General features: G+C 73.4%; 23 protein-coding genes. 13 read left to right on the top strand and 10 right to left on the bottom strand.

Annotated elements, in window-relative coordinates:
• Positions 1 to 25: 25 nt before the first annotated feature.
• Positions 26 to 805 carry an electron transfer flavoprotein subunit beta/FixA family protein gene (locus tag ACYVJE_RS08885; RefSeq protein ID WP_459156991.1) on the bottom strand — a complete coding sequence of 260 codons (780 nt, stop codon included), beginning with the start codon at positions 803 to 805 and terminating at the stop codon, positions 26 to 28.
• A gap of 310 nt (positions 806 to 1,115) precedes the next feature.
• Between ACYVJE_RS08885 and ACYVJE_RS08890 the strand changes: the two genes are divergently transcribed.
• Entirely contained in the window at positions 1,116 to 1,964 is an 849-nt protein-coding gene (locus ACYVJE_RS08890; RefSeq protein ID WP_461144095.1) for a DegV family protein, read from the top strand.
• A gap of 102 nt (positions 1,965 to 2,066) precedes the next feature.
• On the opposite strand, the gene hrpA is transcribed toward ACYVJE_RS08890, so the two are convergent.
• The 4 genes from hrpA to ACYVJE_RS08910 all read right to left on the bottom strand — a co-directional run bounded on the left by hrpA (position 2,067) and on the right by ACYVJE_RS08910 (position 9,354).
• Positions 2,067 to 6,005 (bottom strand): ATP-dependent RNA helicase HrpA, encoded by a 3,939-nt coding sequence (gene hrpA, locus ACYVJE_RS08895; protein ID WP_461144096.1) that lies wholly within the window; start codon positions 6,003 to 6,005, stop codon positions 2,067 to 2,069.
• Positions 6,006 to 6,206: 201 nt separating this feature from the next.
• Positions 6,207 to 7,472 carry a THUMP-like domain-containing protein gene (locus ACYVJE_RS08900; protein WP_461144097.1) on the bottom strand — a complete coding sequence of 422 codons (1,266 nt, stop codon included), beginning with the start codon at positions 7,470 to 7,472 and terminating at the stop codon, positions 6,207 to 6,209.
• A 24-nt stretch (positions 7,473 to 7,496) separates the two neighbouring features.
• Positions 7,497 to 8,279: an enoyl-CoA hydratase/isomerase family protein gene (locus tag ACYVJE_RS08905; protein ID WP_461144098.1), complete on the bottom strand. Its 783-nt coding sequence runs from the start codon at positions 8,277 to 8,279 to the stop codon at positions 7,497 to 7,499.
• 310 nt (positions 8,280 to 8,589) lie between these two features.
• Positions 8,590 to 9,354, bottom strand: a complete 765-nt coding sequence (locus ACYVJE_RS08910) for an ABC transporter ATP-binding protein (RefSeq protein WP_459160058.1) — start codon at positions 9,352 to 9,354, stop codon at positions 8,590 to 8,592.
• A gap of 268 nt (positions 9,355 to 9,622) precedes the next feature.
• Here ACYVJE_RS08910 and ACYVJE_RS08915 point away from each other — a divergent pair, with 268 nt between their 5' ends.
• Complete coding sequence (locus ACYVJE_RS08915; RefSeq protein WP_461144099.1) at positions 9,623 to 10,741, top strand: hypothetical protein; 1,119 nt, start codon at positions 9,623 to 9,625, stop codon at positions 10,739 to 10,741.
• Between the two features lie 42 nt (positions 10,742 to 10,783).
• On the opposite strand, the gene glgP is transcribed toward ACYVJE_RS08915, so the two are convergent.
• Positions 10,784 to 13,333 (bottom strand): alpha-glucan family phosphorylase, encoded by a 2,550-nt coding sequence (gene glgP / locus ACYVJE_RS08920; RefSeq protein ID WP_459156997.1) that lies wholly within the window; start codon positions 13,331 to 13,333, stop codon positions 10,784 to 10,786.
• Between the two features lie 92 nt (positions 13,334 to 13,425).
• Between glgP and ACYVJE_RS08925 the strand changes: the two genes are divergently transcribed.
• Entirely contained in the window at positions 13,426 to 14,718 is a 1,293-nt protein-coding gene (locus ACYVJE_RS08925) for a neutral zinc metallopeptidase (protein WP_461144100.1), read from the top strand.
• A 120-nt stretch (positions 14,719 to 14,838) separates the two neighbouring features.
• The gene (locus tag ACYVJE_RS08930; protein ID WP_461144101.1) at positions 14,839 to 16,356 is read left to right on the top strand and encodes a neutral zinc metallopeptidase; all 1,518 of its coding nucleotides are present in this window, start codon (positions 14,839 to 14,841) and stop codon (positions 16,354 to 16,356) included.
• Positions 16,357 to 16,467: 111 nt separating this feature from the next.
• Here the strand turns inward: ACYVJE_RS08930 and ACYVJE_RS08935 are convergent, their stop codons facing one another.
• On the bottom strand, positions 16,468 to 17,388 hold the full coding sequence (locus ACYVJE_RS08935; protein ID WP_461144215.1) for a tetratricopeptide repeat protein: 921 nt from the start codon (positions 17,386 to 17,388) through the stop codon (positions 16,468 to 16,470).
• A 367-nt stretch (positions 17,389 to 17,755) separates the two neighbouring features.
• Between ACYVJE_RS08935 and ACYVJE_RS08940 the strand changes: the two genes are divergently transcribed.
• Positions 17,756 to 18,016, top strand: coding sequence for a hypothetical protein (locus ACYVJE_RS08940; RefSeq protein WP_459157000.1), 261 nt, complete (start codon positions 17,756 to 17,758; stop codon positions 18,014 to 18,016).
• Between the two features lie 178 nt (positions 18,017 to 18,194).
• On the opposite strand, the gene ACYVJE_RS08945 is transcribed toward ACYVJE_RS08940, so the two are convergent.
• Complete coding sequence (locus tag ACYVJE_RS08945) at positions 18,195 to 18,500, bottom strand: MTH1187 family thiamine-binding protein (RefSeq protein ID WP_459157001.1); 306 nt, start codon at positions 18,498 to 18,500, stop codon at positions 18,195 to 18,197.
• 108 nt (positions 18,501 to 18,608) lie between these two features.
• Here ACYVJE_RS08945 and ACYVJE_RS08950 point away from each other — a divergent pair, with 108 nt between their 5' ends.
• The 6 genes from ACYVJE_RS08950 (at position 18,609) to ACYVJE_RS08975 (ending at position 21,789) form a co-directional block, all read left to right on the top strand.
• Entirely contained in the window at positions 18,609 to 19,109 is a 501-nt protein-coding gene (locus ACYVJE_RS08950; protein ID WP_459157002.1) for a MarR family winged helix-turn-helix transcriptional regulator, read from the top strand.
• A 52-nt stretch (positions 19,110 to 19,161) separates the two neighbouring features.
• Positions 19,162 to 19,476 carry a divalent-cation tolerance protein CutA gene (gene cutA / locus ACYVJE_RS08955; protein ID WP_459157003.1) on the top strand — a complete coding sequence of 105 codons (315 nt, stop codon included), beginning with the start codon at positions 19,162 to 19,164 and terminating at the stop codon, positions 19,474 to 19,476.
• 185 nt (positions 19,477 to 19,661) lie between these two features.
• Entirely contained in the window at positions 19,662 to 20,021 is a 360-nt protein-coding gene (locus ACYVJE_RS08960; RefSeq protein ID WP_459157004.1) for a DUF3817 domain-containing protein, read from the top strand.
• A gap of 87 nt (positions 20,022 to 20,108) precedes the next feature.
• On the top strand, positions 20,109 to 20,306 hold the full coding sequence (locus ACYVJE_RS08965; RefSeq protein WP_461144102.1) for a hypothetical protein: 198 nt from the start codon (positions 20,109 to 20,111) through the stop codon (positions 20,304 to 20,306).
• 210 nt (positions 20,307 to 20,516) lie between these two features.
• Entirely contained in the window at positions 20,517 to 20,930 is a 414-nt protein-coding gene (locus ACYVJE_RS08970; protein ID WP_459157006.1) for a TipAS antibiotic-recognition domain-containing protein, read from the top strand.
• A 67-nt stretch (positions 20,931 to 20,997) separates the two neighbouring features.
• Complete coding sequence (locus ACYVJE_RS08975; RefSeq protein ID WP_461144103.1) at positions 20,998 to 21,789, top strand: alpha/beta fold hydrolase; 792 nt, start codon at positions 20,998 to 21,000, stop codon at positions 21,787 to 21,789.
• A gap of 42 nt (positions 21,790 to 21,831) precedes the next feature.
• On the opposite strand, the gene ACYVJE_RS08980 is transcribed toward ACYVJE_RS08975, so the two are convergent.
• Positions 21,832 to 23,517, bottom strand: a complete 1,686-nt coding sequence (locus ACYVJE_RS08980; protein WP_461144104.1) for a M protein — start codon at positions 23,515 to 23,517, stop codon at positions 21,832 to 21,834.
• A 263-nt stretch (positions 23,518 to 23,780) separates the two neighbouring features.
• Here ACYVJE_RS08980 and ACYVJE_RS08985 point away from each other — a divergent pair, with 263 nt between their 5' ends.
• On the top strand, positions 23,781 to 24,170 hold the full coding sequence (locus ACYVJE_RS08985) for an SPW repeat protein (protein ID WP_461144105.1): 390 nt from the start codon (positions 23,781 to 23,783) through the stop codon (positions 24,168 to 24,170).
• An 18-nt stretch (positions 24,171 to 24,188) separates the two neighbouring features.
• Here the strand turns inward: ACYVJE_RS08985 and mce are convergent, their stop codons facing one another.
• Positions 24,189 to 24,629, bottom strand: a complete 441-nt coding sequence (gene mce, locus ACYVJE_RS08990) for a methylmalonyl-CoA epimerase (protein WP_461144106.1) — start codon at positions 24,627 to 24,629, stop codon at positions 24,189 to 24,191.
• A 279-nt stretch (positions 24,630 to 24,908) separates the two neighbouring features.
• Here mce and ACYVJE_RS08995 point away from each other — a divergent pair, with 279 nt between their 5' ends.
• Complete coding sequence (locus ACYVJE_RS08995; RefSeq protein ID WP_461144107.1) at positions 24,909 to 26,090, top strand: acetyl-CoA C-acetyltransferase; 1,182 nt, start codon at positions 24,909 to 24,911, stop codon at positions 26,088 to 26,090.
• The last annotated feature ends 59 nt before the right edge of the window (positions 26,091 to 26,149 follow it).

Raw genomic sequence — 26,149 nt, forward strand, 5'->3', positions numbered from 1 at the left:
CCTCCTCACACAACCCGCGGACGACTCAGACCAGCTTCTGACCGGCCAGGAACTCGACCAGCCGCACACCGCCGTCGCCCTCGTCGGTGACCTTCTCCCCCGCCTGCTTCGGCGGCTTCGGCGCGGAGGAGACCACCGTCGAGGCCGCCCCGGCCAGTCCGACCGCACCGGCGTCGATGCCCACCTCGGCCAGCGACAGGGTCTGCACCGGCTTCTTCTTCGCCGCCATGATCCCCTTGAACGACGGGTACCGCGGCTCGTTGATCTTCTCCGTCACCGACACCACGGCCGGCAGGTTCGCCCGCACCGTGCTCACCCCGGCGTCGGTCTCGCGCTCGATGGTGGCCTGCGCACCGTCGATGGCCACCGACCGCGCGAACGTCAGCTGCGGCCAGCCCAGCAGCTCGGCCAGCATCGCCGGCACCGCGCCCACGCGACCGTCGGTGGCCTCGTTGCCCGCGATGACCATGTCCACGCCCTCGACCGTGCCGACCGCCGCGGCCAGCACCCGCGCCGTGGCCGGCGCGTCGCTGCCGTGCAGCGCCTCGTCCGAGACGTGCACCGCCTTGTCCGCACCCATCGACAACGCCTTGCGGATCGCGTCGGTGGCCCGATCCGGCCCCATGCACACCGCGGTGACCTCCCCGCCGTGCGCCTCCTTCACCTGCAGGGCCTCCTCGACGGCGCGCTCGTTGATCTCGTCCAGAACGGCGTCCGCGGACTCCCGATCCAACGTGTGATCCGCGGACAGCCTCCGCTCGGAATACGTGTCGGGCACCTGCTTGACCAGGACAACAATGTTCATGGGCCCTCTTCGACCTCCCGCGGACTACCGACGCTGCTCTGCGTGGTCCCGGCGACGCGGCCGGGACGATGAACCGCCGCTCCGCCGGGGCGAAGCGCCGGTGCTGTCAACCACCCCGGATGTTACTTACCAGTAGCACATCCGCCAGCAGGTGGCGGGAGTGACGGTACTCACCCTCCCAGGGAAAAGGCCGGCACCGCACCCCGGCTAACGATCGTTCACCCCGTTTCCTACCTCACCGCGCCGCGCTCGCGGAAGTGCCTCCACCCGGCCCAGCACGGGAGCGCCCGCGCACGTCTAACCTGTTGGTATGAACCACCGCGTCGCCGTCGTCACCGACTCGACCGCCTCCATCCCGCCGAAAGTGTCCGAGCAGCTCGGCATCTTCCCGGTGCAGCTGGAACTCACGGTGGGCGGGGAAACCAACGACGAGCGCCGCGTGCCGCACGCCGACCTCGCGCGCGCCATGACCGACGGCGTTCCCGTGGACACGTCGGAACCCCCGCCGCCCGCGTTCTTCTGGAACTACTCGGACGCCCAGGCCGCCGGCGCCGAAGCGGTGCTGTCGGTGCACATCTCCGAACAGCTCTCACGCACCTGCGCGTCCGCCCGCGTCGCGGCCGAGGAGGTGGGCGTGCCGGTGTACGTGGTCGACTCGCAGCTGGTCGGCATGAGCCTCGGCTGCAGCGTCATCGCCGCCGCCGAGGCTGCCCACAGCGGTTGCGGCGCAGCGCAGGTCATGGACGTGCTCGACCACCGGATGCGCAACTCGATGCAGCTGCTGTACGTCGACACGCTCGAGCACCTCCGGCGCGGCGGCCGCATCGGGCGCGCCCAGGCCTGGCTGGGCGGGGCCCTGTCGGTGAAACCGGTGCTCGCCGTCAACGAGGGCGTGATCGACAAGCACCTCCAGGCCATGGGCCGCGACCGCGCGCTGCGCAAGATGGTGCGCACGGCCGTGGAGCACGCGGGCGGGCGCCCGGTCGACATCGGCGTCGAGCACTTCACCAGCCCGGAGGACGCCCAGGAACTGCTGCACCGGATCCAGCGGGAGATCCCGCTCGCGCGCCGCGTCAGCATCGCCGAGACCAGCGCTGTGCTCGGAGCCCACACCGGGCCGGGTGCCATCGGCGTGACCGTCTCCCCCGCCGAACGCTGACCGGTCGACGTCCAGCCACCATCTCCGCCGCGCAGCAGCTGGCGGGAGGTCCCGCTCCGGAAGCCCTGCGACCGGCGCAGCGCACCACCCGCACCGCTCAGCTCATCCCGCGAGCCCGTCCATGGCCCGGTGCAACCGCTTGACCGACACCGAGTGCGCCGTGCCGAGGTTCTGCGCGAACACGCCCACCCGCAGTTCCTGCAGCATCCAGCCGATCGGCACCACGGACTCCCACACCTGCTCCCCGCGCTGCGCCGCGTCCAGCAGGTCCTCGTACCGCTCGCGGACCGGGTCGATCTCGTCCATCCGCTCCAGATCGCGCAGCGGGTGGTGGCGCAGCTTCTCCAACCGCTGCTCCACCGCGAGCAGGTACCGCACCAGGTCGTTCAACCGCGCCGCACCGGTTTCGGCGATGAATCCCGGGTGGACCAACGAGTCCAGCTGCTCCCGGACGTCGTCCAGCGATTCCCGCCGCGCCCCCGCCGGAGCGCTGTCCAACTGCGAGGAAACCCGGCCGAAAACGGTCAGCACCTTCTCCACTGTGGACATGATGCCCGCGGTGACGGGGCCGAGCTGGGAGCGCGCCACGCCGACGAGGCGGTTGAACGACTCCTCGTCGGCAACGGGCTCGCGGTGCTCGGCGACGATCCGGTCGGCCGCGCAGCGCACGCAGTCGGCGAGCAGTTCGCCGAGGCCGTCGTGCGGACCGCCGGAGAGCGCCAACCGCTGCGCGGGCGACATCCCCTTCTGCAGGGACTTCACCGGTGAGGGCACGTTCAGCAGAACGAGCCTGCGCAGCCCCAGGGCGTGCGCCCGCCGCTGCTCGGCCTCCGTGCCGAACGTGCGCACCCCGACGGTCTCGCCCTCGTCGACCAGTGCCGGGTAGGCCCGCACCCGGTGCCCGTCCCGCTGCTGCTCGAAAGTTCCCGGCAGTTCTCCGAAGTCCCAACTGGACAGTCCGCTGCGCTGGACCTCGTCGGCGGCCGCGGACAACTCGGCGGAGACCGCGGGGGCCAGTTCCCGCCGCAGTGCGGCGAGGTCCCCGCCCTCGACGACGGCCGCGCCGTTCTCGTCGACGATGCGGAAGGTCATCTTCAGGTGGTCCGGCACGCGGTCGAAGTCCCACGCCTCGCGCGGCACGAGCACCCCGGTCATCTGCCGCAGCCACGAGCTCAGCGCATCCACCAGCGCACCGTCGAACGGGCGCATCCGGTCCAGCAGCGCCCGCGCGTAGTCCGACGCCGGGACGAAGTTGCGGCGCAGCTCCTTCGGCAGCGCCTTGAGCAGCGCGACCACGAGATCCTCGCGCAGACCCGGGATCTGCCAGTCGAACCCGCTGCCGTCGACCTGGTTCAACGCGGCCAGCGGGATGTGCGCGGTGACGCCGTCGGCGTCGGCGCCCGGTTCGAACTGGTAGGTCAGCCGGAACTCGTGCCCGTCCCGCCGCCACGCGCTGGGGTACTCGTACTCGGTGATCTCCGGCGAGCCGGCGTTGATGAGCATCGACCTGTCGAAGGTGAGCAGGTCCGGCTGGCTGCGCCGGGTCTTCTTCCACCATGTGTCGAAGTGCCTCCCCGAGACGACCTCCGCACCGACGCGGCGGTCGTAGAACTCGAACAGCGTCTCGTCGTCGACGACGATGTCGCGGCGCCGCGCGCGATCCTCCAGCTCCGCCACGGACCGCAGGGTCTCCCGGTTGCGGCGGAAGAACTCGTGCCGGGTGTCCCAGTCGCCCTCCACCAAGGCGTGCCGGATGAACAGCTCCCGCGCCACGGGCGGGTCGATCCTGCCGTAGTTCACCTTGCGGTCGACGACGAGCGGCAGTCCGAACAGCGTGACCTTCTCGTAGGCGAGGACCGCGGCCTGGCTCTTCTCCCAGTGCGGCTCGCTGTAGTTGCGCTTGACCAGGTGCCCGGCGATCCGCTCGACCCACTCCGGTTCGATGCGCGCGCACGTGCGCGCCCACAGCCGCGTGGTCTCGACCAGTTCCGCCGCCATCACCCACTGCGGCGGTTTCTTCGCCAGCACCGATCCGGGGAAGATCGCGAACCGCGTGTTGCGCGCACCCTGGAACTCGCGGGGACCGCGCTTGCGCTGCGCGCCCTTCTTCTCCACGTCCTGCACGCCGACGTGCGAGAGCAGACCGGCCAGCAGCGACTGGTGCACCCGGTCGGCATCGGCGGCCTGGTCGTTCAGCGACATGTCCATGCCCTTGACCAGCTGGCGCAGCTGCCCGTACAGGTCCTGCCACTCGCGCACGCGCAGGTGGTTGAGGAACTCCGCCTGGCACCGCTTGCGGAACTGGTTGCCGGACAGCTCCCGCTGCCGCTGGCGCAGGTACCGCCACAGGTGCACGTAGGACAGGAAGTCGGACTCCGCGTCGTTGAACCGCCCGTGCTGGGAGTCGGCGGCCTCCTGCTGTTCCGCCGGGCGCTCCCGCGGATCCTGAATGGACAGAGCGGTGGTGATGACGAGGACCTCGTGCAGGCACCCGTTGCTCTCGCCCTCGAGCACCATCCGCGCCAGCCGCGGGTCCACGGGCAGTTCGGCGACCCGGCGGCCCACGTCGGTGAGCTTCCGACCGCCGCTGTTGGTCTGCCGCAGCGCGCCCAGCTCGTTGAGCAGCTGCACGCCGTCGGCGATCTGCCGCCGGTCCGGCGGTTCGACGAACGGGAAGGACTCCACATCGCCCAGCCCCAGCGACGTCATGCGCAGGATCACCGACGCGAGGTTGGTGCGCAGGATCTCCGGGTCGGTGAACTCCGGCCGGGCCAGGAAGTCCTCCTCCGAGTACAGCCGGATGCAGACGCCTTCGGAGACGCGGCCGCAGCGCCCCTTGCGCTGGTTCGCCGAGGCCTGCGAGATCGGTTCCACCGGCAGGCGCTGCACCTTGGTGCGGTGGCTGTAGCGGGAGATCCGCGCCGTTCCGGGGTCGATGACGTACTTGATCCCCGGGACGGTCAGCGAGGTCTCGGCCACGTTGGTCGCCAGCACGATGCGCCGCCCGGAGTGCGGGGCGAAAGCCCGGCGCTGCTCGTCCATCGACAACCGCGCGTACAGCGGCAGGACCTCGGTGTTCGGCAGTTCCCGACCGCGCAGCACTTCCGCCGTGTCGCGGATCTCCCGCTCGCCGCTGAGGAACACCAGGATGTCGCCGGGGCCTTCGGCGGTGAGCTCGTCGACGGCGTCGCTGATCGCCTGCGCCTGGTCCCGCATGACGTCCTCGTCGGCGTCCGAGTCGTCCACCAGCGGCCGGTAGCGCACCTCCACCGGGTAGGTGCGCCCGGACACCTCGACGACCGGGGCGTCACCGAAGTGGCGGGAGAATCGCTCCGGGTCGATCGTCGCCGAGGTGATGATGACCTTCAGGTCGGGACGCTTCGGCAGCAGCTGCTTGAGGTAGCCGAGCAGGAAGTCGACGTTGAGCCCGCGCTCGTGCGCCTCGTCGATGATGATCGTGTCGTAGCGGCGCAGCATGCGGTCGTGCTGGATCTCGGCCAGCAGGATCCCGTCGGTCATGAGCTTGACCAGCGTGCCCTCGTCGGCGCGCTCGGTGAACCGCACCTGGTACCCGACGGCGTCGCCGAGGTCGCTGCCCACCTCATCGGCCACGCGCTGCGCCACGGTGCGCGCGGCGATCCGCCGCGGCTGGGTGTGCCCGATCATCCCGTGCACGCCGCGCCCGAGCTCCAGGCACATCTTCGGCAGTTGCGTCGTCTTGCCCGAACCGGTCTCACCGGCGACGATGACGACCTGGTTGTCCCGGATCGCCTCGAGCAGGTCCTCCCGGCGGTGGCTGACCGGCAGCTCCTCCGGGTAGTCCGGCTCGGGCACGCGCGCCCGCCGCTGCGCCAGCCGCTGCTCCGACTCGGCCACGTCCGCGGCGATCTCGTCGAGGACGGCGCGCAGCTTCCGCTCGTCGCGGATCTTGCGCGCGCCGTCCAACCGCTTGCGCAACCGCTGCTGGTCCCGCGTCATCAGTTCGCCGACGCGTTCGCGCAGCTCGGGCAGGGAGGGGGTGGTGGCAGCCGAGGTTTCCATACCGGGCCCCAGGATAGGCGTACCGCAACCGCGTGCCCACGGACACCGGGCACCCGGCCGAGCGCACGGGCACCGGCGTGGCGGGCGCCACAGTCCGCGGCGACCACGGACCGCGGACCTGCCTGGCGGCAGCGCCGCAGGTGCTCGGGCACTCCTCCGCCCCAGCCGCCGAGCACCCGCGCGCCACTCGCGGCGCAGCTCTCACGTCCACTCGGCCCGGCAGACGTAAGCCGTGGCGGCGTCCCCGATGCGCGCGAGCACCACCGTCGCGGGGCGGTCGCCCCGCGGTTTCAAGCGTTTTCGCAGCGCGTCGGGGTCCACGTCCACCCCGCGCACGAGGATCTCCAAGCTGCCCACCCCGTGCTCGCGCAACGCGGAGCGCAGGCTCTTCTCCCGGTACGGGCCGTGGTCGAGCACGCGGAACGCGCGCGTGGCCCGGGCGGGGGCGTCGCCGGTGAGGAAGGCGATCCGCGGATCCAACTGGCCCATCCCCGCGCGTGCGGCGTACTGGCGGACCAGTCCGGCGCGCACCACGGCCGGATCGGGCTCGACGATCCACTCGCCCACCTCGCGCACCGGGCAGTCGTCGTCCTCGGCGTCGGTGATCTCCCAGTCCGCACCGGTGCCCGCGGCGGTCTTCGGCGCGAGCACGCTCGCGCGGCGGCGCACACCGGTCTCGGCCGCACCGCCCAGCCACACGGTCGCTTCGCGCGCCTGACCGCGCCAGGAGACGACCTCGATCTCCGCCGTTCCCGGCACGGCGGCGAAATCCATGCCGGGCGACGCCTTGACGACCAGGTCACGTCCCGCATAAGCGGACAGCAGCTCGTCCAGCGGTGGTTGCAGCGCGGCCGGGTCCCAGGTGCGCCGCCCGGCGCCGTCCCGGCGTCCCGGATCGGCGAGGACCGTGGTGCCGGTGCTGACCGGGCGCAGCGCGTCGGCGCGGGCGAGGCCGGCGGTGGCACCGCGCCCGACCGGGTCGTGCCCGGCCGGATCGTGCCCGGTCTGTTCGTGCGCGGCCGGATCGTGCCCGGTCTGTTCGTGCGCGGCCAGGTTGTGCGCGGCCATGGCCAACCGCACCGGGTCGAGGTCGGAGCCGAGGCAGCGCCGCGCCGCGGCCGCCACCTCCACCAGGTCGGCGCCGACCGAGCAGGTCACGTCGTGCACGTCCCGCCCGGCCAGCCGCCGGGCGCGGTGCCGCGCCACCGCGCTCGGCGTGGCCTGCTGCAGCGCGGCGTCGGTGAGCAGCCAGCGCTGCGGGTGGTCGAGCTTGTCGGCGGCGCGGCGCCGCAGCACGGCCGTTTCCAGCGCCGCCCCGGCGTGTTCGCCGGCCAGCTGCCGCGCGGCGGCCACGTCGTCCATGCGGGAGGCGGCGGTCAGCGGGCGGGCGTCGAGTCCGGCGACGGCACGCCGCCCCTCGGCGGTGCGCAGGTAGTGCACATCGCTCAGGTCGAACTCGTACGCCACTGCCCACTCACCCGCACGTTCTCGTCACCGCCCGCGGAACTCGGCCTTGCCCGGACCGTGCTCCAGGAACGAGCGCATCCCGATGCTCTGGTCCTCGGTCGCGAACGTCCCGGCGAACAACTGCGTTTCCAGTCGCAGGCCGTTGTCCAGGTCGACGTCGAGGCCCCCGTCGACGGCCTGCTTCGCCGCGGCCAACGCGCGCGCGGGCCCGTTGCCGAACTGCCCGGCCCACGCGTGCGCGGTGCTGTGCACCTCCCCGGAGGGGACCAGCTGGTCCACCACGCCCAGCGACAGCGCCTCGTCCGCCCCGACGAAGCGTCCAGTGTAGATGATGTCCTTGGCCTTGCTCGGTCCGATCAGCCGCGCGAGGCGCTGCGTCCCGCCGGCGCCGGGGATCACCCCGAGCAGGATCTCGGGCTGTCCGACTTGGACGTCGTCGGCCGCGACGCGGCGGTCGCAGGCCAGCGCCAGTTCGAGACCGCCGCCCAGGGCGTAGCCGGTCAGCGCGGCCACCGTCGGCTTCGGGATCCGCGCCACGGCCGCGACCGCGCGCGAGAGGCCGGAGGTCTCCTTCTCCGCCATGTCCGCGTAGGACATGGCGGCCATCTCCTTGATGTCGGCGCCGGCGGCGAACACCTTCTCCCCGCCGTAGACGACGACCGAGCGCACGTCCGCGCGCTCGGCGGCTTCCTCCGCTGCCTCGCGGAGCTCCCCTTCGATCTGCCGGTTCAGCGCGTTCATCGGGGGGCGGTTCAGGCGCAGCGTCGCGACCGCGCCCTCCACCTCGAGGTTGACGAGCTCGCCCACGGGGTTTCCTCCTCGTCGCCGTGACACAGTTCCGGCGGAACGCTACCGCGCGAGCCACGCCTCCGGGAGGCCTCGCGCGGTCGGCGCTCCCGTCCTCCGCCCCGGCTCCAGCGAAGGGAGTCGTTCTGACGTGACGTGCCGAATACCACCTGCGTCACCGGCCCACCCGCGGTTTCTCCTGGGCAGATCTCGCGAGGAAGGCGAGGCAGAGCGCCTGCCCCGCTGCCCGGGGAGGGTGGTCGGGGGCAGCTGGGAGTGCAGGAGGTTCCGCCAAACGACCCGAGCAGAACCGTGCGCAGGAGAACGCCGCTCACCGGCGCCAGGCGAAGAACCGGTCCCCGGCGCGCTGCAGCCGCAGGTCCTGGTCGAAGGCCTTCGAGAGGTTGTCCTCGGTGAGCACGTCGTCGAGCAGGCCCTGGGCGACGACGCCGCCCTCGCGCAGCAGCAGGGCGTGCGTGAAACCGGGCGGGATCTCCTCGACGTGGTGCGTGACCAGCACCGAGGCGGGGGCGTCCGGGTCCTGGGCGAGCGCGCTCAACCGGGCCACGAGGTCCTCGCGGCCGCCGAGGTCGAGCCCGGCCGTCGGCTCGTCGAGCAGCAGCACCTCCGGGTCGGTCATCAGCGCCCGCGCGATGCTGGCGCGCTTGCGCTCCCCCTCCGAGAGGGTGCCGAAGGTGCGCTCGGCCAGGTGCCCGATGCCGAGCATCTCCAGCAGCTCGCGGGCGCGTCCGGTGTCGACGTCCTCGTACTCCTCGCGCCAGCGCCCGATCACCGCGTAGCCGGCGCTCTGCACCACGTCGCGCACCACCTCGTCGGTGGGGATGCGCCCCGCCAGCGCGGCCGAGGACAGTCCGATGCGCGGGCGCAGCTCGAAGACGTTGGTGCGACCGAGCCGCTCGTCGAGCAGGTCCACGGTGCCGGTGCTCGGATGCGTCCCGGCGCTGGCCAGGTTCAGCAGCGTGGTCTTGCCGGCGCCGTTCGGACCGAGCACGACCCAGCGCTCGTCCAGCTCCACCGACCAGTTCACGTCCGACAGCAGATCGGCACCACCCCGGCGCACGCCGACGCCGTCCATTCGGATGACCAGGTCGTCCACGTCAACCTCCCCGTGTGCTCGGCCACGCGGCGCCCGTGCCGACGCGTCCTCGGTCTCGGCCGGTGCCCGACCGCCGCCGCATTCCCGCGGGCCATTGTCGCTTCCGGTGCCGGCACGGCGTCCACGGGGCCGCGCCCCCGGAGGCGCCGCCGGCCGTTCGCCGGAACCAGCACACGGCGGCGCGGCGGTCGCGTACCGTCCCCGTTCCGTGCGCCTCCTGCGATTGCGAGCACCACTCCGAGCGACCGTGCCACTGCTCACAGCGGCCGCGCTGTCCTGCGCTGAGCTCGTGCTGGGCACCGGGGCCGCGGGCGTGGCCACGACGCTGGCCGGTGCGCTGCTCGGCGTGCTCGCCGTTCCGCTCGCCGCGCAGCTCGGCCTGCTGCTCGGCGCCGGGCTGTTCGGGCTGCGCGTGCGGCACGTCGCGATCGGCGCGCGGCGCGCCCTGCTGCGGCGCCGGATCGGACGCACGACGCTGACCGTGCGGGCGCTGCCGGTCTCCGTGGAGTCCGAGATCGGGCCGTGGCGCCCACCGGTCGTCCTGCGCAGCTGGTTGGCGGGGTTGCTGTCGGCGCTGGCCGGTGCTGCCGTGGTGGTCGCGTCCTGGTGGGGCCTCGGCGCGCCGCTCGGACGCGGGTTCGCGGTGGCGGGCGCGGCGATGATGGTGGCGAAGCTCGTCCCGCGGCGCGGTGCCCTCGTCACGTCCACCGGGTGGCTGCTCGTCGGCCTGCCGCGGATGCCCGAGCCCCGGCGTTCCGAGTTCCGCGCCTCCCCGCTGGCGGCTGCGGTGCACGACGCGCTGCAGTCCGGCGAGCTCGACGAGGCGCAGCGGCAGGTGGAACGGCTCGCCGCGGAGCACCCGGACCTCGACACCGCCCTGTGGTGCCGCGTCGCGCTCGCCGAGGCGCGCGGTGAACCGGCCCGGGCCGCGATGCTCCTGCTCGGCCGCCTGTCCGAAGAGGACAAACCGCCGCGGGAGATGTCGCAGCTGCTGGCCGGGCTCGCGGGCGCCGGCGCATCGGCGGTGGAGGCCGGGGCGGTCCCGGCCGAGCAGCTGCTGCCGACCGCGCGGGAGGCGCTGCGCGACGCGGTCCGCCTGGGCTACCCGGAGTTGCAGCTGTGCGGCACGCGCGCGGTGTTCGCGCTGCTCGACGGGGACCCCGACGAGGCGGAGCGGCTGGCCCGGATCGGCGCCGAGTTCACGACCTCGCCGCTGACCCGCGCCGACGACTGCGCCACGCTGGCGCGCGCCCGCATGGCGCGGCGCGACCACGCGGCAGCGCGGGAAGCGCTGCGGCTGGCCGAGGAGAGCGCCGCCTGGTGGCCGCGCGTGCGGCGCACCCGCGAACGCCTCGACATCACCTGAGCGAGCGGCGCGGTGCGCATTTCGCGCGAAATGCGCACCGCGCTAGGCGAGGACGACCTTGCCGAGCTCGGCGGAGCCGGACAGCAGTTCGTGCTTCGGCAGCACCCGCACCGTGTACCCGGCGGGGCCGGCGTGCGGCAGCGTCACCTCCGCCTCGTAGCGGCCATCCCCGGTGCAGCGCATGGATTCGGTGACGAAGTCGTGCAGCCCGTCCTCGTCGTCGACCCTGCCGACGACGACCTCGACGTCCACGTCGGAGGGCTCGAGCCCCGCGAGGTCCACCTGGGCGCGCACGGTCACCTGGCCGCCGAGCAGGGGCGCTTCGCCGTCGGCGAGGATCATCTCGGTGTCGCGCACCCGCACGGACTCCCAGGAGCGGGCGAGCTTCGCGCGGTACTCCGCGAGCTCCTTCGCCCCGCGGTAGCCGTCGGCCGACATCGCGCGCACGGAGCGGATCGCCGGCCCGTAGTGGTGGTCGACGTACTCGCGCACCATCCGGGAGGACTGCACGCGCGGGCCGAGCGAACCGAGCGTGTGCCGCACCATCGACATCCACTTGCCGGGCACGCCGTCGGAGTTGCGCTCGTAGAACATCGGGGCCACGTGCTCGGAGACGAGTTCGTACAGCGCCTCGGCCTCGAGGTCGTCGCGCCGGTTGGGGTCGGTGACCCCGTCGGCGTTCGGGATGGCCCAGCCGTTGTGCCCGTCGAACATCTCGTCCCACCACCCGTCGCGCACGGACAGGTTGAGCACCCCGTTCAGCGCTGCTTTCATGCCGGAGGTGCCGCAGGCCTCCAGCGGGCGCACGGGGTTGTTCAGCCAGACGTCGCAGCCGGACACGAGGTAGCGGGCCAGCGACATGTCGTAGTCGGGCAGGAACACGATGCGGTGGCGCACGTCGGCCTCGTCGGCGAACCGGGCGATCTTCTGGATCATCGCCTTGCCGCCCTCGTCCGCGGGGTGCGACTTGCCGGCGACGACGACCTGCACCGGGCGCTGCTGATCGAGCAGCAGCCGCCGCAGCCGGTCGGTGTCGCGCAGCATCAGCGTCAGGCGCTTGTACGTCGGCACGCGGCGGGCGAAGCCGATGGTGAGCACGTCCGGGTCGAAGACCGAGTCGCACCAGCCCAGTTCCAGGTGCGAGGCGCCCCGCTCCAGCCACGACTGGCGCAGCCTGCGGCGCACCTCCTCGATCATGCGCTGGCGCAGCGAGCACCGCAGCTCCCACAGCAGCGAGTCGCTGACCGGTTCCACGCCGCGCAGCCCCGCACCGCTGTCCATTTCGGACTCGCCGAGGAGCTTGCCGAGCTCCCGCGCGGACCAGGTCGGACCGTGCACCCCGTTGGTCACCGAGCGGATCGGGATCTCCTCCACGCCGAAGCCCGGCCACAGGCCGTGGAACATCTTCCGCGTGACCTGGCCGTGCAGTTCGGACACGCCGTTGGCGCGCTGGGCCAGCCGCAGGCCCATGTGCGCCATGTTGAACATGCCCTCCTTCTCCTCCGCACCGAGCTGCAGCACGCGGTCGGTGGACACCCCGGGCAGCAGCGGGTCCTCCGCCCGGTCGTCGAAGTAGCGGCGCACCAGCTCCACGGGGAACCGGTCGATGCCCGCGGCGACGGGGGTGTGCGTGGTGAACACGGTCCCCGCGCGCACGGCTGCGACCGCCTCGTCGAACCGGAGCCCCGGGTCGCCGGCGAGCTCCCGGACGCGCTCCAGGCCGAGGAACCCGGCGTGCCCCTCGTTGGTGTGAAACACCTCGGGGTGCGGGTGCCCGGTGGCGGCGCAGTACTCCCGCACGGCGCGCACACCGCCGATGCCCGCGAGGATCTGCTGCCGGATGCGGTGCTCGGCGTCCCCTCCGTAGAGCCGGTCGGTGGTGCCGCGCAGGTCCTCGTCGTTCTCCGGGACGTCGCTGTCCAGCAGCAGCAGCGGGACCCGCCCGACGCTGGCCTTCCACACGCGCGCGTGCAGCACCCGCCCGGCGGGGATGGCCACGCGCACGCGCATCGGCTCGCCGTCCTCGGCGGTCAGCGGCTCCAGCGGCAGCCCGCGCGGGTCGATCACCGGGTAGTGCTCGACCTGCCAGCCCTCCGCCGAGAGGGTCTGCCGGAAGTACCCGGAGCGGTAGAGCAGCCCCACCCCGATCAGCGGCACGCCGAGGTCCGAGGCCGACTTGAGGTGGTCGGCGGCGAGCACGCCGAGCCCGCCGGAGTAGTTCGGCAGCGTCTCGTGCAGGCCGAACTCCATCGAGAAGTAGGCCACCGACCGGGGCAGCGCCGCGCCCTCGTCGAGGCGCTGCTGGTACCAGCGCGGCACCGACAGGTACCGGCGCAGGTCGTCGTCGACCGCGCGGGTGCGCGCGAGGAAGTCCTCGTCGTGCGAGAGCTGGATGAGCCGCTCGGCCGGCACCTCCGCCAGCAGCCGCAGCGGGTCGCCGCCCACCTCGTTCCACACCCGCGGGTCGACCGCGGCGAACAGGTCCTGCGTGGGCGGGTGCCAGGTCCAGCGGAAGTTCGTCGCCAACGTGCGCAGGGCGCGCAGCGCCTCGGGCAGGTGGGCGCGCACGGTGAATCGGTGGACTGCTCTCACGCGAGGGGACCATATCTCGTCCCCGCGAGCTCGGAAGCCCCGTCCGCGAGGCCGCGCACGCGCCCGCCCGGCGCCTCTGAGAAGCTGCCCGGGTGCGCGGACTGCTGGTGCTGCTGACGGTGCTCGGGCTGCTGAGCGCGTGCGCCCGGGGCCCGCAACCGGACTCGATGGTCACCGATCCGGTCGACCCGGGTTTCGTGCGCAGCGGGCCCGGCGAGGCCGGGGACACCGATGCGCTGGCGGCCACGGTCGCGGCCGAGGCCCAGCGGTACTGGTCGCAGCGGTTCGGCGAGGTCCACGGCGGACCGTGGCGCGACCTGCGCGGTTTCCGCGCGGTCACCACCACCGGCAGCGGCCAGCAGCTCCCGCCGTGCGCCGGGGACCTGGGCCAGGTGGAGGGCAACGCCTACTACTGCGCCGATGCCGACACGGTGGTGTGGGACCGCTCGGCGCTGCTGCCGGTGCTGCGCGAGCGCTACGGCGAGGCGGCCGTGGCGGTCGTGCTCGCCCACGAGGTGGGGCACGCGGTGCAGCGGCGCGCGGGCCTGGACCTCGACGGGGCCGACCTGCCGCGCAGCTCGCTGGAGACCATGGCCGACTGCCAGGCCGGGGCGTTCCTGCGGTGGGTGCACGACGGCGGCAGCTCTCGACTGCGCCTCACCGACGAGCAGCTGGACGCCGCGCCGCGCGCGCTGCTGGTGTTCCGCGACTCCACGGGCGCGCAGCCCGCCGAGGAGAACCTGCACGGGGACTCCTTCACCCGGGTCGCGGCGCTGCGCACGGGGTACCGGCAGGGGCCGGACGCCTGCGGCGGTCCGCAACCGCGCGATCTCGGCAGCGGGGAGCGCCCGCCGCGCCCGCTGCGCGAGGTGCTGCGGGCCTCGCGCCTCGCGGAGTTCTTCGGCGAGGTGACCGGCGGGCGGTACCGGGCCGCGCCGCCGCGGCCGCTGTCCGCGGACCGGTCCGACTGCGTCGCCCCCGGCCCCAGCGGCTACTGCACCGAGGCCCCGCACGTGGTGATGCGGCGGCCGATGCTGGAGCGCCTGCACTACGACATCGGCGACCAGGCCGTGGAGACCGTGCTCGCCGCCCGCTACGCGCGGGGCGCGCTGCGGGCCGCCGAGCCGGGGGCGAAGTCCGGCCCGGAGGCGGACGCGCCGGGACCGGCCTCCCCCACCCGGCCGGAGATGTGCCTGACCGGGGCGTACACCGCTGGCCTGGCCGAGCGCGGCGAGCTCACCCGTTCGGACGCCGACGAGGCGGTCGAGGCGGTGCTCGACGCGGAGGTGTTCGGCCGCGCGCAGCAGGGGGGAGGTCTCACCGCCTCCGCGCGTTTCGACGCCTTCCGCGCCGGCGTGCGCGGCGGGGAGTCCGCGTGCCGCTGAGGTCCTGCTCCCCGCCCCCGCACCGGCTCGCCGATCTCGCGCAACGCCCCTGATCCGAACCGTTAGGCTTTCCCCGGTCCGCGCACGCGCGGGCACACGACCGCTGCGGCACTTGTGGGGATGACGCCAGTGTTGGGGTTGCCACGTTCACGTCCGGCCGGACCGGACCGGAGCGGACCGGCGCGCGCCGGCAGGCCGGGACCGCGGCGGCTGCTGAGCGCCGTCGGCGCCGCGCTCACCTGCGTCACGCTGGCCGGGTGCGCGCCGCCGATCAGCGGAGTCCCCACCGTGTCCGGCGGCGACCCGAGCGCGGAGGTGGCGGGCTTGCCCGCGGTCGACGGCCCGAGCGGTACCCGCGCGGAGGCCCCCGAGCCGACGGTGCCGGTGCGCGGCGCGGACGGGAGACCGGCGGACCGCCTGGCCGCGCGGGCCGTGGAGGACGTGCAGGAGTACTGGGCCGAGCAGTTCCCCGAGACGTTCGACGGGGCGGGGTTCACCCCCATGCGCGGGTTCGTCTCCTTCGACGCGACCGGGCGCGGCGTCCCGTTCTGCGGCAAGCACATGCGCACCCCCAACGCCTTCTACTGCGCCGCCGAGGACCGCATCGCCTGGGACCGCGGTGAACTGCTGCCCGGGTTGCGCAACAGCTTCGGACCGATGGGCGTGGTGGCCGTGCTCGCGCACGAGACCGGGCACGCGGTGCAGCGGCGCGCGGGCACGACCGAACGCGGCACCCCGATGATCGTGCGGGAGCAGCAGGCCGACTGCTTCACCGGTTCGTACTTCCGCTGGGTCGCCGAGGGGGACTCCCGCCGCTTCCGGATGTCCACGGGGGACGGCCTCAACCAGGTGCTCGGGGTGCTGAACTACATCCGCGACGCCCCGGGGCAGCGGAACTTCACCGACGGACAGGCGCACGGCAGCGCGTTCGACCGCATCACGGCTTTCCAGCAGGGCTTCACCGGCGGGCCCGAGCGGTGCGCCGCGATGGACGAGCGGAGCGTCCGCGAGCGCACCACGCAGTTCGCGAACTGGAAGGACGGCCAGGACGAGGACCTGCCGGTCGACCGCAGGTCCCTGCAGCGCGTCTGGGACAGCCTGCAGGCGGTCTTCCACGACACGGCCGCCCGCCCGCCGCAGCTGACCACGGACCTGGCCGAGTGCGCCCCGGCCACCTCCGACGCAGCCGCCGCGTACTGCCCGGGTGACGACGTCGTCGCGGTGGACCTCGAGCGCCTCGGCGCGCTCGCCCAGCAGCCCGACGGGAACGCCGGGACCGCCGGCTACGGCGATTTCGCCGCCTACGCCCAAGTGGCCTCCCGGTACGCGCTGTCCGTGCAGCAGGCCGCCGGGATGCCGGTGCGCGGCGAGCGGGCCGGGCTGCGCACGGCCTGCTTCGTGGGCGGCTGGAGCGGTCTGCTCATGGAGGACCCGATCGGGCAGCGCAACCCGGTCGGACGGCTGCGCGTGGCTCCCGGTGACATCGACGAGGGCGTGGCGGCGCTGCTCAGCCGCGACGGCCTGATCGCCGCGGACGCCGACGGGGAGCAGGCCACGGCGGGTTTCGCCCGCGTGGAGGCCTTCCGCACCGGTTTCCAGGGCGGGTTCAGCGCCTGCGGCGCCAAGTACCGCGCCTGAGGGGGCCTCCGCGCGGAAGCGGCCCGGTGCGCGAGGCGCACCGGGCCGCGGGAACCGCCGGGCCACCCGTGCTCGGGTCGGCGCGCGGCTTCAGAGCAGAGCGCTGGTCAGTCAGAACAGCGCGCTGGCCAGCGAGCGCCGCGCCTTGAGCACCCGCTCGTCGGACTCCGGGAACAGGTCGAACATCTCCAGCAGGTACCGGCGCACCCGGTCCCGCTCGTCGCCCGAGGTGCGGCGCACGGTGCCGATCAGCCGGTCGAAGCCCTCGGGGACCTTGCCCGCGGCGAGCTCGGCGTCGGCCGCGGACAGCTGGAGGTCCACGTCGTCCGGGGAGGCGTCCGCGCGTTCGATGGCGGACGGGTCGGCCGACTCGGCGCGCTCGAGGAACCACACCTGCGCCAGCGCGGCCTGGGCCTGCTCGTTGTTCGGCTCGGCGTCCAGGATCGCCTGGTAGGCCTGGGCCGCCTGCTGGTAGTCGCCGCGTTCCAGCGCGTCCTCGGCAGCGGTGAAGCGGGTGTCCTCCGCCTCCTCGGCGGCACCGCCGCCCTGCTCGGCCGCGGCGATGCCGGGCAGCTGCTCGCGCAGCTGGTCGAGCAGCTGGTCGATCCACTGGCGCAGCTGCGGCTCGGGCTGGACCCCCTGGAAGGCGTCGACGGGCTGCCCGCCGGCGATCGCGATGACCATGGGGATCGACTGGGCCTGGAAGAGCTGCGCGATGCGCTGGTTCTGGTCCACGTCGATCTTGGCCAGCACCCACGCGCCGCCGTACTCGCCGGCGAGCTTCTCCAGCACGGGCGAGAGCTGCTTGCACGGACCGCACCACTCGGCCCACAGGTCCACGATCACCGGGACCTGCTTGGACCGCTCGACCACCTCGTCCTGGAAGGTGGACTCGGTGACGTCCACGACCGCCGCGCTCGGGCCGCCCTGCCCGCCCGCGGCCTCCCCGCCGCGCGCCTGGGCGCTCCCGGCGGACTCGGCCCTGTTCTTCAGGTTCGACAGATCAACCGCGCCCGCCATGGCGGCGGGCATCCCTGCGTTCTGCTCCGGGCTCGTCACACCCCCATCGTGACACGCCGGCGCCCCGTGTTGGCCGCCCGGGCGAGCGCCGATTCCCCCCGGTCCGACGAGCTCCACCGCAGGCCCGCCGAGCCGCACGGCCGCACCGACGAGCCCCCGCGGTCGGCACGAACAACGCGACACGCCGAGAGCGGCTCGAACAACTCCGGAAGGTGCGATCTCAGCGCACTCGATCAGGTGGCACATGCCGAGCACTCTTCAGTTCCCGCGATCACCCCGACGAAAACAACAACGGATCCGCGAGGGGGCAACTGTCTCCACGCGGCCTGAGACGAGGCCCTCCGCGGCCTCCGGACCCGAACCGATGAGAGGTACAACAGTGCGTATCGCTACTCGTGTTGCCGGTGTCGCCGGCGCCACAGCCCTCGGCGTGATGGCCTTCGGTGCGACCGCGTTCGCCGACAGTGCCGACAACGACGGCGTCGGCCTGCTCAACGACGACAACATCAGCGCGGTTCCGGTCAACCTGTGCAACAACAACGTTGCCGCCGCGATCGGCGTCACCGCGCCGATCCTCTCGCCGCAGACCGCCAGCTGCACCAACGCGCCGGTGGTGGACCACCCCTCGCAGCAGGGCTGACCTGCCGCCCGGGAACCCGGCGGGAAGCCCCGCGCACGGTGGTGCCGGCCCCGCCCCGGCCGCCCGGAGCGGCGGATCGGGACTCCCGCACCACCGGGTCCGCAGCGGACCGAGCGCTCTCGGGGGCGACCACGGCTGCCGTGGTCGCCCCCGAACCGCGTCCGGCACCCGCGCGCCGTCACTGCTCGTCGAGGTGCTCCTCGACGCGCCGCACCTTCTCCTCCAGCTGACCGGTGTCGTGGCCGCGCCGGATGTCGGCCTTGAGCACGAGGCTCGTCCGCGGTGCCACCGCCGAGACCGCTTCCGTCGCGCGCTTGACGACGTCCATGACCTCCTCCCACTCGCCTTCGATCGTGGTGAACATCGCCGTCGTCTCGTGCGGCAGGCCGGACTCGCGCACGATCCGCACCGCCGCCGCGACGGCCTCGCTGACGCTGTCCGTCTCCCCGGCGCCGCTCGGCGCCACGCTGAACGCGACCAGCATCGTCAGTGCTCCTCTCCTCGTCCGCTCCGCACCGTGGGGTACGCCTTCCCCAGCTTCGACCACCTCGGCAACCCCCCGCGGTCGTGCGCGCTGCTAGCGTCGACTGTCATGAGCCCGCACCGCCCGCTGCCGTTCGACCCCATCGCCCGCGCGGCCGAGAACTGGGCCGAGCGGATAGGACCGTCCTCGACGATGGCAGCGGTCACCAGCGTGATGCGCGTGCAGCAGATCCTCCAGTCCGCCGTGGACACCGCGCTGCGCCCGCACAACCTCACGTTCGCCCGGTACGAGGCCCTGGTGCTGCTGACCTTCTCCAGCCGGGGGAGCCTGCCGATGCGGGTCATGGGCGATCGGCTGCAGCTGCACCCCACGAGCGTCACCAACATCGTGGACCGGCTGGAGCAGGACGGCCTGGTGCGCCGGCTGCCGCACCCGACGGACCGGCGCACCACCCTGGTCGAGATCACCGAGGAGGGCCAGGACCGGATGAAGCAGGCGACCGAGGCGGTCATCGACATCGACTTCGGGCTGCACGGGCTCGACCAGGAGGAGACCGAGCAGCTCGCCGCGCTGCTGGGCAAGGTCCGGCACTCCAGCGGGGACTTCTGAACGGCCCCGGCGCCGGAACCTGAGCGGTGGGCGCCCCCGATAGGCTGCGGGCATGGCCGATCACCTTCAGGTAGTGACCACCACCGACTCCGAGGAGACCGCGGCGGAGCTCGCGCGCGGCGTCGTGCGGGCCGGTCTGGGCGCGTGCGTGCAGGTCGTCCCGGTGCGCAGCTTCTACGTCTGGGACGGCGAAGCCCAGGACGACCCCGAGTGGCAGCTGCAGGTCAAGACCTCCGCCAAGCGGCTGGACGACCTGGTCGCGCACCTGCGCTCCGAGCACAACTACGACGTGCCGGAGATCATCGCGCTGCCCGTCACCGGTGGCAGCGAGGACTACCTCGCCTGGGTCGACGAGGAGACCGGATGAGCACCCGCGCCGGGTCCGGCAGCACCGGCCGGTCGAGGGGCTGGGAGCTGAGCGCTGGGGACTGAGCGCGGTGCCCGCACGCTGCGCCGCCACCCGCGGCCCTTCCCGCAGGAGACACCCTGCGCATCTGTGCTCCCGGTCACATGGGCAGACTCGGGTGGGACGACGTGAGGAGGTGGGGTGCCGTGCTGCGCACCTACGGCGGCTGGTTCCGCATCGTGGCGATCGCCGAGGCGTTCTCGTGGCTCGGCCTGCTGGTGTCGATGGCGTTCAAGTACGGCCTGGACATGCCGCAGGGCGTGACCGTGTTCGGTTGGATCCACGGGTTGGTCTTCACCGCCTACGTCCTCTGCTGCCTCGTCGTGTTCAGCCCGCTGCGCTGGAAGTTCAGCGTGCTCGTGCTGGCGTTGATCGCCTCGGTGCCGCCGCTGGCGACCGTGTGGTTCGAACGCTGGGCGATGCGCCGGAGGCTGCTGGAGCGCAGCGACTCGCCCGACCCCACCTTCTGGGGACGCGTCGGCTACGTGCTGCGCACGCTGAACTGAGCGGCCCGCGCGACGCTCCGGAGGTCCGCGGGACGCACCCGCGCGGCCTCAACGGACACGGGCCTCGTGAACGACTACGGTGGCGGCATGGCCCGACTTGGCGAACTCTTCCCCGGTCGCAAGCTGCAGCACGAGGGGGATCAGGACGGCGCCGGCCGGAAGCACGACCCGGGCGGCCCGCTGGACCTCGACAGCGGTGTGGTCTACCTCGCTCCGCCGGAGCGCGAGGACGCGCCTCCGCACGACTCCGGCACGGACACCGCGGCGGAGGACGCCGCCGAGTAGCCCGGATCCCTGCGCACCCGACCCGCGTCCGCGCCGCGCCGGGCTGCTGCGGGCCGCTGCCCGCAGCAGCGCATCACGGCGAGATCGCGAATTGCTCCATACCGCCCCCGATGGCCGGTTCTCTCAGCTACGGTCCCCGCGGAAGTGACACGATCAGGCGAGATGCGGGGTTCTCCCGGAGCTCGCCGCGGCGGCTGAGGAAGGGCGGCTGTGCAGCCGGACACGGGTATCCAGAACTCCGGACTCGACAACGACGAGGCCACTGAGGACGGCACCGCGCTGCTCGGACAGCCCGCGCCGTCCGACACCCGCGCCCTCGACCCGGAACAGCGCGCTCTCGCCCAGCGCATCGGCGAGGACTGGAAGCGCATCAGCTCGCGGATCGCCGAGCTGTTCGCCACCGGCGTCGGCGCGAACGACCCGCGGACCCAGCAGACCGTGCACGAGCACTACCGGTGGATCTGCCACTTCTGGGTGCCCGACCGGGAGTCGTACCTGCGGCTGGCCGAGATGTACGTCAACCAGCCGAAGTTCCGCAGGCGCATCGAGCGGAAGAAGCCCCAGGGCATGGCCTCCTACCTGCGGGACGCGATGACGCACTACGCGTGGGCGCAGCTGCGCTGAGCGGGCCCCGCACGGCACCGCCACCCGGTGCTCGGCGCGGTCCCGGCCGGTCCGGCACGATGAAATGATGCACTACGTCGAATCGGGAACGGGCCGACCGCTGGTCCTCCTGCACGCGTTCCCCGTGGACGCCCGGATGTGGAACGGCGCTCGCGCCCGGCTGGAGCATCAGGCGCGCGTGATCACCCCGGACCAGCGCGGGCTGGGTGAGAGCCCGCTGGCCGGTGCGGATGACCCGGACACCTCAGGGGCCGGACCGAGCCTGGACACCGTGGCCGCCGACGTGCTCGCGCTGCTCGACGACCTCGGGCTGGACCGCGTGGTGCTCGGCGGTTGCTCGATGGGGGGCTACGCGGCGATGGCCGTGCTGCGCGCGGCCCCGGAGCGCGTGCGCGGCCTGCTGCTGGTGGACACCAAGGCCGCCGCCGATGACGAGCAGGCGCGCGCGAACCGGTTGTCCGTCGCCGAGCGGGCGGAGAGCAGCGGTGTCGGCGGCTGGCTCGCGGGGGACTCGCTGCCGAACCTGCTGGGGACGACGACGCACGAAACGCGCTCGGCCGTGGTGGAGCGCGCTCGCGCGATCATCGACTCGCAGTCGGGCGCCGGGGTCGCCTGGGCGCAGCGGGCCATGGCGGCGCGGCCGGACAACACCGAGCTGCTGCGCGCGCACACCGGACCGGTGCTCCTCGTCTCCGGGACCGAGGACGCGCTCATCCCCCCGGACGACACCGCCGCGCTCGCCGAGCAGCTGCCGAACGGCGAGTTCCGCTCGGTCCCCGGCGCGGGGCACCTGTCCCCGCTGGAGGACCCCGACGGGTTCGCCGACGTCGTCGCTCCCTGGTTGCAGCGGCTCGGGTGAGGGCGCGGCTCGGGTGCGGGCACCGCCGGCCGGTCCCCGCGGTCAGTTGGTGTCGGCGATGTCCGCCCGGGTGGCGCTGAACTGCTTCGTCCGCGTCGCGGCGGGCCCGTCCTCGGCGGACCCGTCGGCGTACCCGTCCTCGGCGGGCTCGTCCTCGGCGGGCCCGTCGGCGGAGGCCCCGCTCGCGGCGGGCCGCTCGGATCCACCCTCGTCCGCGGCACCGCTGCGGGCCGCGGCCTGGTGCTCCTCCTGCGAGGTGCCCTGCTCGGACTGCCCGGAGCGGCCGGACTGCCCGTTCGACGCGGCGAGGTCCGCCCGCGCGATCCGCTCGGTCGGGGCGTCGATCCCGGGGCCGCCCGCGGGCGCGTGCACCGCGGTGTCCTCGGCGTGCCCGGTGTCCTCGGCCCCGGCGGCGCTCGCCCCGGCACCCCCGTCCGCACTGGCCGCGTCCGCCTCCGCGCTCCGGGCGGCTTCCGCGGACGTGCCCTCGGAGCGGTCCTCGGCCAGGGCGGCCTCGGCCTGCCGGTGCGCCTGCTCCCGGGCCTCGGCCGCGGCCTGCTGCAGCTGCTCCTCCTCGGTGTCCTCGTCGGAGAGCCGCTCCAACAGCGGCGTGGTCTGGCCGAGCAGATCCGCCACGTCGCGCAGCTTGCCCGCGACGGTGTCGCGCAGCCGGGTCACCGCGTGCACCTGCTCGTCGGCCTTGTCCAGCCGGCGCTGCACCTCCTCGGAGGTGGCGCGCAGCCGCTCGTTCGCGTCCTCGCGGGCGGTGGTGATGAGCCGGCTGCGCTCGCGGGTGCCGTCGTCGATGAGCCGCGTGGCCTCCTCGGTGGCCTCGCGAACCATGCGGGTGGCCTTCTCGTGCGCTTCGGAGACGATCCGCTCGGCCTCGGCCCTGCTGTCGGCCTCGCGCTTCTCGGCCGCCGCGGTGGACTCGCGCTCGAGCTCCCGGGCCTTCTCGGTGGCCTCGTTGACCATCCGGTTCGACTCGTCGGTGGCCTCCCGCACGCGCCGGTGGGCCTCGTTGGTGCCTTCGCGGAGGCGGCGGTTGGCCTCGTCGTTGGCCTCGCGCACCCGGCGCTCGGCCTCGGCCTTGCTCTCGGCCTCCTGCTCGGCGAGCGCGCGCATCGCCTCGCTGCGCCGGGCGGCCATGGCGATCTCGAAGTCCTCTTCGATCTGCGTGCGCCGCGCCTCGGACTCCTCGTCCGCCCGCTGCCGGTTTTCCTCGGCCTCGCGGGTGATGCGCTCGGCCTCGGCCTTGGCCGCCTCCATGACCGAGCGGTGCTCGGTTTCCATCTCGGTGCGCCGGTTGTCCGTCTCGCTGATCAGCGACTCGTAGCGGTTGCGCAGCTCGGTCGCCTCGGCCTCCGCGCGCTCGCGGGTGGCGGAGGCGTCCTGCTCGGCGCGGGAGCGGATGTCGGCGGCCTCGTCCTGCGCCAGGCGCAGCATGCGCTGCAGCCGCTCGCTGAGCCCCTCCATCGTGGTCGGCGGCTTCCCGAGCCGCTCCACCTGACCGCGCAGGGACTCCACTTCGGAGCGAGCCGCCTCCAACTGCTTGGACAGATCGTTGGCCTGCGACACGGCAGCGTCGCGGTCGGACGTGAGCAGCTTGATCTCCGAGTCCAGCCGCTCCAGGTGCTCGTCCACCTGCGCACGGTCGTACCCGTTCTTCCGCGCCAGGTCGAAACCTGATCCCATCGGCAGCAGATCGCGATCATCGGCAAGGCCCATGCTCTCCAAGCTACCCGCAACGCCCGGTTCGTGTGCGACGTGTGGCGACGGCGGGAGCCAAATTTCCCGAGGTGATCTTGGTCCTGCCCCCGCGGGGGGAGGCCGCCCGCATCTCGGCCGATCGGTCGATCGCGTCGAGCGTGCCGCCGGTCCGCACCGGGTGTGGGATGACCTGTGTGAGACGTCCGGGGACCGGGTACTCGCATTCCGGGCACCTCGGACCGAGGTCCGTTCGAGTGCAACGGGGAGCGGGGGTGAAGGACATGACCGGTGCGAACGGCGCGGGGAGCCGAACCGCCCGCGCGCAGCGGTGGGTGCGGTGGCAGGACTGGGTGGCCGTGCTCCTGGGGGTCGTCCTCGTGCTGACACCGCTGTGGACGACGACGACGGCGCCGGCCCTCTCCGCCTCGCTCATCCTGGGAATCCTGCTGATCCTGGCCAGCCTGTGGTCCCTGGCCGATCCGCGGTCCATGACCAGCGAGTACGCCCACATCCTGCTCGGGGTGATCCTGTTCGTGGCCCCCTGGCCGCTCGGTTACGCGGCCTTCAGCGGGGTGGCGTGGACGTCCTGGGTGATCGGCGTGCTCACCGTGGCGCTGGGGCTCGCCGCGCTGCCCGCGGTGCCCGCGGCCCACGCCGGTCGGCGGGGGTGAGCGGTCGGTCCGCGGTCGTCAGCCGGCCGGTTGGACGAGCTCGACGAGCACCCCGCCCGCGTCCTTCGGGTGCACGAAGTTCACCCGGCTGCCCGCGGTGCCGCGGCGCGGCTCGTCGTAGAGCATGCGCAGCCCCTCGTCGCGCAGCACCCGCGCCGCCTCGGCGACATCGGTGACCCGGTAGGCCAGCTGCTGCAGCCCCGGGCCGCTGCGGTCGAGGAACTTCGCGATGGTGGAGGTCTCGTCGGCCGGAGCCAGCAGCTGCACCTGCGCGGCGCCGGAGGCGTCCCCCGGGGCGCGCAGCATCGCCTCGTGCACCCGCTGCTCCTCGTTGAGCTCGCGGTGGGCCAGTTCCAGCCCGAACGTGCTCCGGTGGAACTCGATCGCCTCGTCCAGGTCGGGCACCGCGATGCCGACGTGGTCGACCGCCGTGACCAAGCCGCCCAGTTCCTCGCGCATACGAGCATCCTAGAGGACTCCGCTCAGCCACCGCCGCTCGCCGCAGGTGTACCCGTAAACTTCCTCATTCCGACGCTGCAGCGTCGCAGGAACCACTCGGGCAAGGCGGGACCACCGGTGGGTTCTCCTGCGCGGCTCTCGCGGGGAAGGCGAGGAACACCGCTCCCTTCCGCCGAACCTGGCCAAGACCGCCCCCGGGCGGCGAGGATGGACGGCGAGCGCGGCGCGCGGCGCCGCGGCAGGACCATCCGACCCGCAACACCGACACGGGAGGCAGCAGTGAGCACCTCCGTGATTCTCGCGGGCGCCCGCACTCCGATGGGGCGCCTGCTGGGATCCCTCAAGGACTTCTCCGGCGCGCAGCTCGGCGGCGCCGCCATCCGCTCGGCCCTGGAGCGCGCAGGCGTCTCCCCCGAGCAGGTGCAGTACACGATCATGGGGCAGGTGCTCACCGCAGGGGCCGGGCAGATCCCCGCGCGGCAGGCCGCCGTGGCAGCGGGCATCGGCATGGACGTGCCCGCGCTGACCGTCAACAAGGTGTGCCTGTCCGGCCTGGACTCGATCGCGCTGGCCGACCAGCTCATCCGCGCGGGCGAGTTCGACACGGTCGTCGCGGGGGGCCAGGAGTCGATGACGCAGGCCCCGCACCTCATGCCGAAGTCCCGCGAAGGCGTGAAGTACGGCGAGGCCCAGCTGCTCGACCACATGGCCTACGACGGGCTGTTCTGCGCCTTCGACAACAAGGCGATGGGCGCGGCCACCGACGAGTACAACGAGCGGCACGGCCTCACCCGCGCCGAGCAGGACGCGTTCGCCGCGCGCTCGCACCAGCGCGCGGCCGCCGCGGCGAAGAACGGCCTGTTCGACGCCGAGATCACCCCGGTCGAGGTGCCCAAGCGCAAGGGCGCCACCGAAACGGTCGAGGCGGACGAGGGCATCCGCCCGGAGACGACGGAGGAGAGCTTGGCCAAGCTCCCGCCCGCCTTCGGCGCGGACGGCACGATCACCGCGGGCACGGCCTCGCAGATCTCCGACGGCGCGGCCGCGGTCGTGGTGATGCGCCGCGACCGCGCCGAGGCGCTCGGCCTGCCCTGGATCGCCGAGATCGGCCCGCACGGCGTGGTCGCCGGCCCGGACGCGAGCCTGCACGAGCAGCCGGCCAACGCGATCAGGGCGGCGTGCTCCCGCCAGGGCGGTGCGGACCCGTCCGCGCTCGACCTCGTGGAGATCAACGAGGCCTTCGCCTCCGTCGGCCTGGTCTCCGGCCGGGCGCTCGGCCTCGACGAGGAGCGGGTGAACGTCAACGGCGGCGCGATCGCCCTGGGGCACCCGATCGGCATGTCCGGCGCCCGGCTCGCGCTGCACCTGGCGCTCGAGCTGCAGCGCCGCGGCGGGGGCGTCGGCGCGGCCGCGCTCTGCGGGGGCGGCGGCCAGGGCGACGCCCTCGTGCTGCGGGGTTGAGGGAGTCCGCGGATCTCCGGGGAGGCCCTGACTCCTCCCCCAGCCGCCCCGGAGATCCG

Source organism: Salinifilum aidingensis (assembly GCF_054782015.1).

Coding starts and splice junctions, on each gene's coding strand:
- ACYVJE_RS08885 (WP_459156991.1), bottom strand. CDS start 805: ATGAACATTGTTGTCCTGGTCAAGCAGGTGCCCGACACGTATTCCGAG.
- ACYVJE_RS08890 (WP_461144095.1), top strand. CDS start 1,116: ATGAACCACCGCGTCGCCGTCGTCACCGACTCGACCGCCTCCATCCCG.
- hrpA (WP_461144096.1), bottom strand. CDS start 6,005: ATGGAAACCTCGGCTGCCACCACCCCCTCCCTGCCCGAGCTGCGCGAA.
- ACYVJE_RS08910 (WP_459160058.1), bottom strand. CDS start 9,354: ATGGACGGCGTCGGCGTGCGCCGGGGTGGTGCCGATCTGCTGTCGGAC.
- ACYVJE_RS08930 (WP_461144101.1), top strand. CDS start 14,839: ATGACGCCAGTGTTGGGGTTGCCACGTTCACGTCCGGCCGGACCGGAC.
- ACYVJE_RS08935 (WP_461144215.1), bottom strand. CDS start 17,388: ATGCCCGCCGCCATGGCGGGCGCGGTTGATCTGTCGAACCTGAAGAAC.
- ACYVJE_RS08945 (WP_459157001.1), bottom strand. CDS start 18,500: ATGCTGGTCGCGTTCAGCGTGGCGCCGAGCGGCGCCGGGGAGACGGAC.
- ACYVJE_RS08950 (WP_459157002.1), top strand. CDS start 18,609: ATGAGCCCGCACCGCCCGCTGCCGTTCGACCCCATCGCCCGCGCGGCC.
- cutA (WP_459157003.1), top strand. CDS start 19,162: ATGGCCGATCACCTTCAGGTAGTGACCACCACCGACTCCGAGGAGACC.
- ACYVJE_RS08965 (WP_461144102.1), top strand. CDS start 20,109: ATGGCCCGACTTGGCGAACTCTTCCCCGGTCGCAAGCTGCAGCACGAG.
- ACYVJE_RS08975 (WP_461144103.1), top strand. CDS start 20,998: ATGCACTACGTCGAATCGGGAACGGGCCGACCGCTGGTCCTCCTGCAC.
- ACYVJE_RS08980 (WP_461144104.1), bottom strand. CDS start 23,517: ATGGGCCTTGCCGATGATCGCGATCTGCTGCCGATGGGATCAGGTTTC.
- ACYVJE_RS08985 (WP_461144105.1), top strand. CDS start 23,781: ATGACCGGTGCGAACGGCGCGGGGAGCCGAACCGCCCGCGCGCAGCGG.
- mce (WP_461144106.1), bottom strand. CDS start 24,629: ATGCGCGAGGAACTGGGCGGCTTGGTCACGGCGGTCGACCACGTCGGC.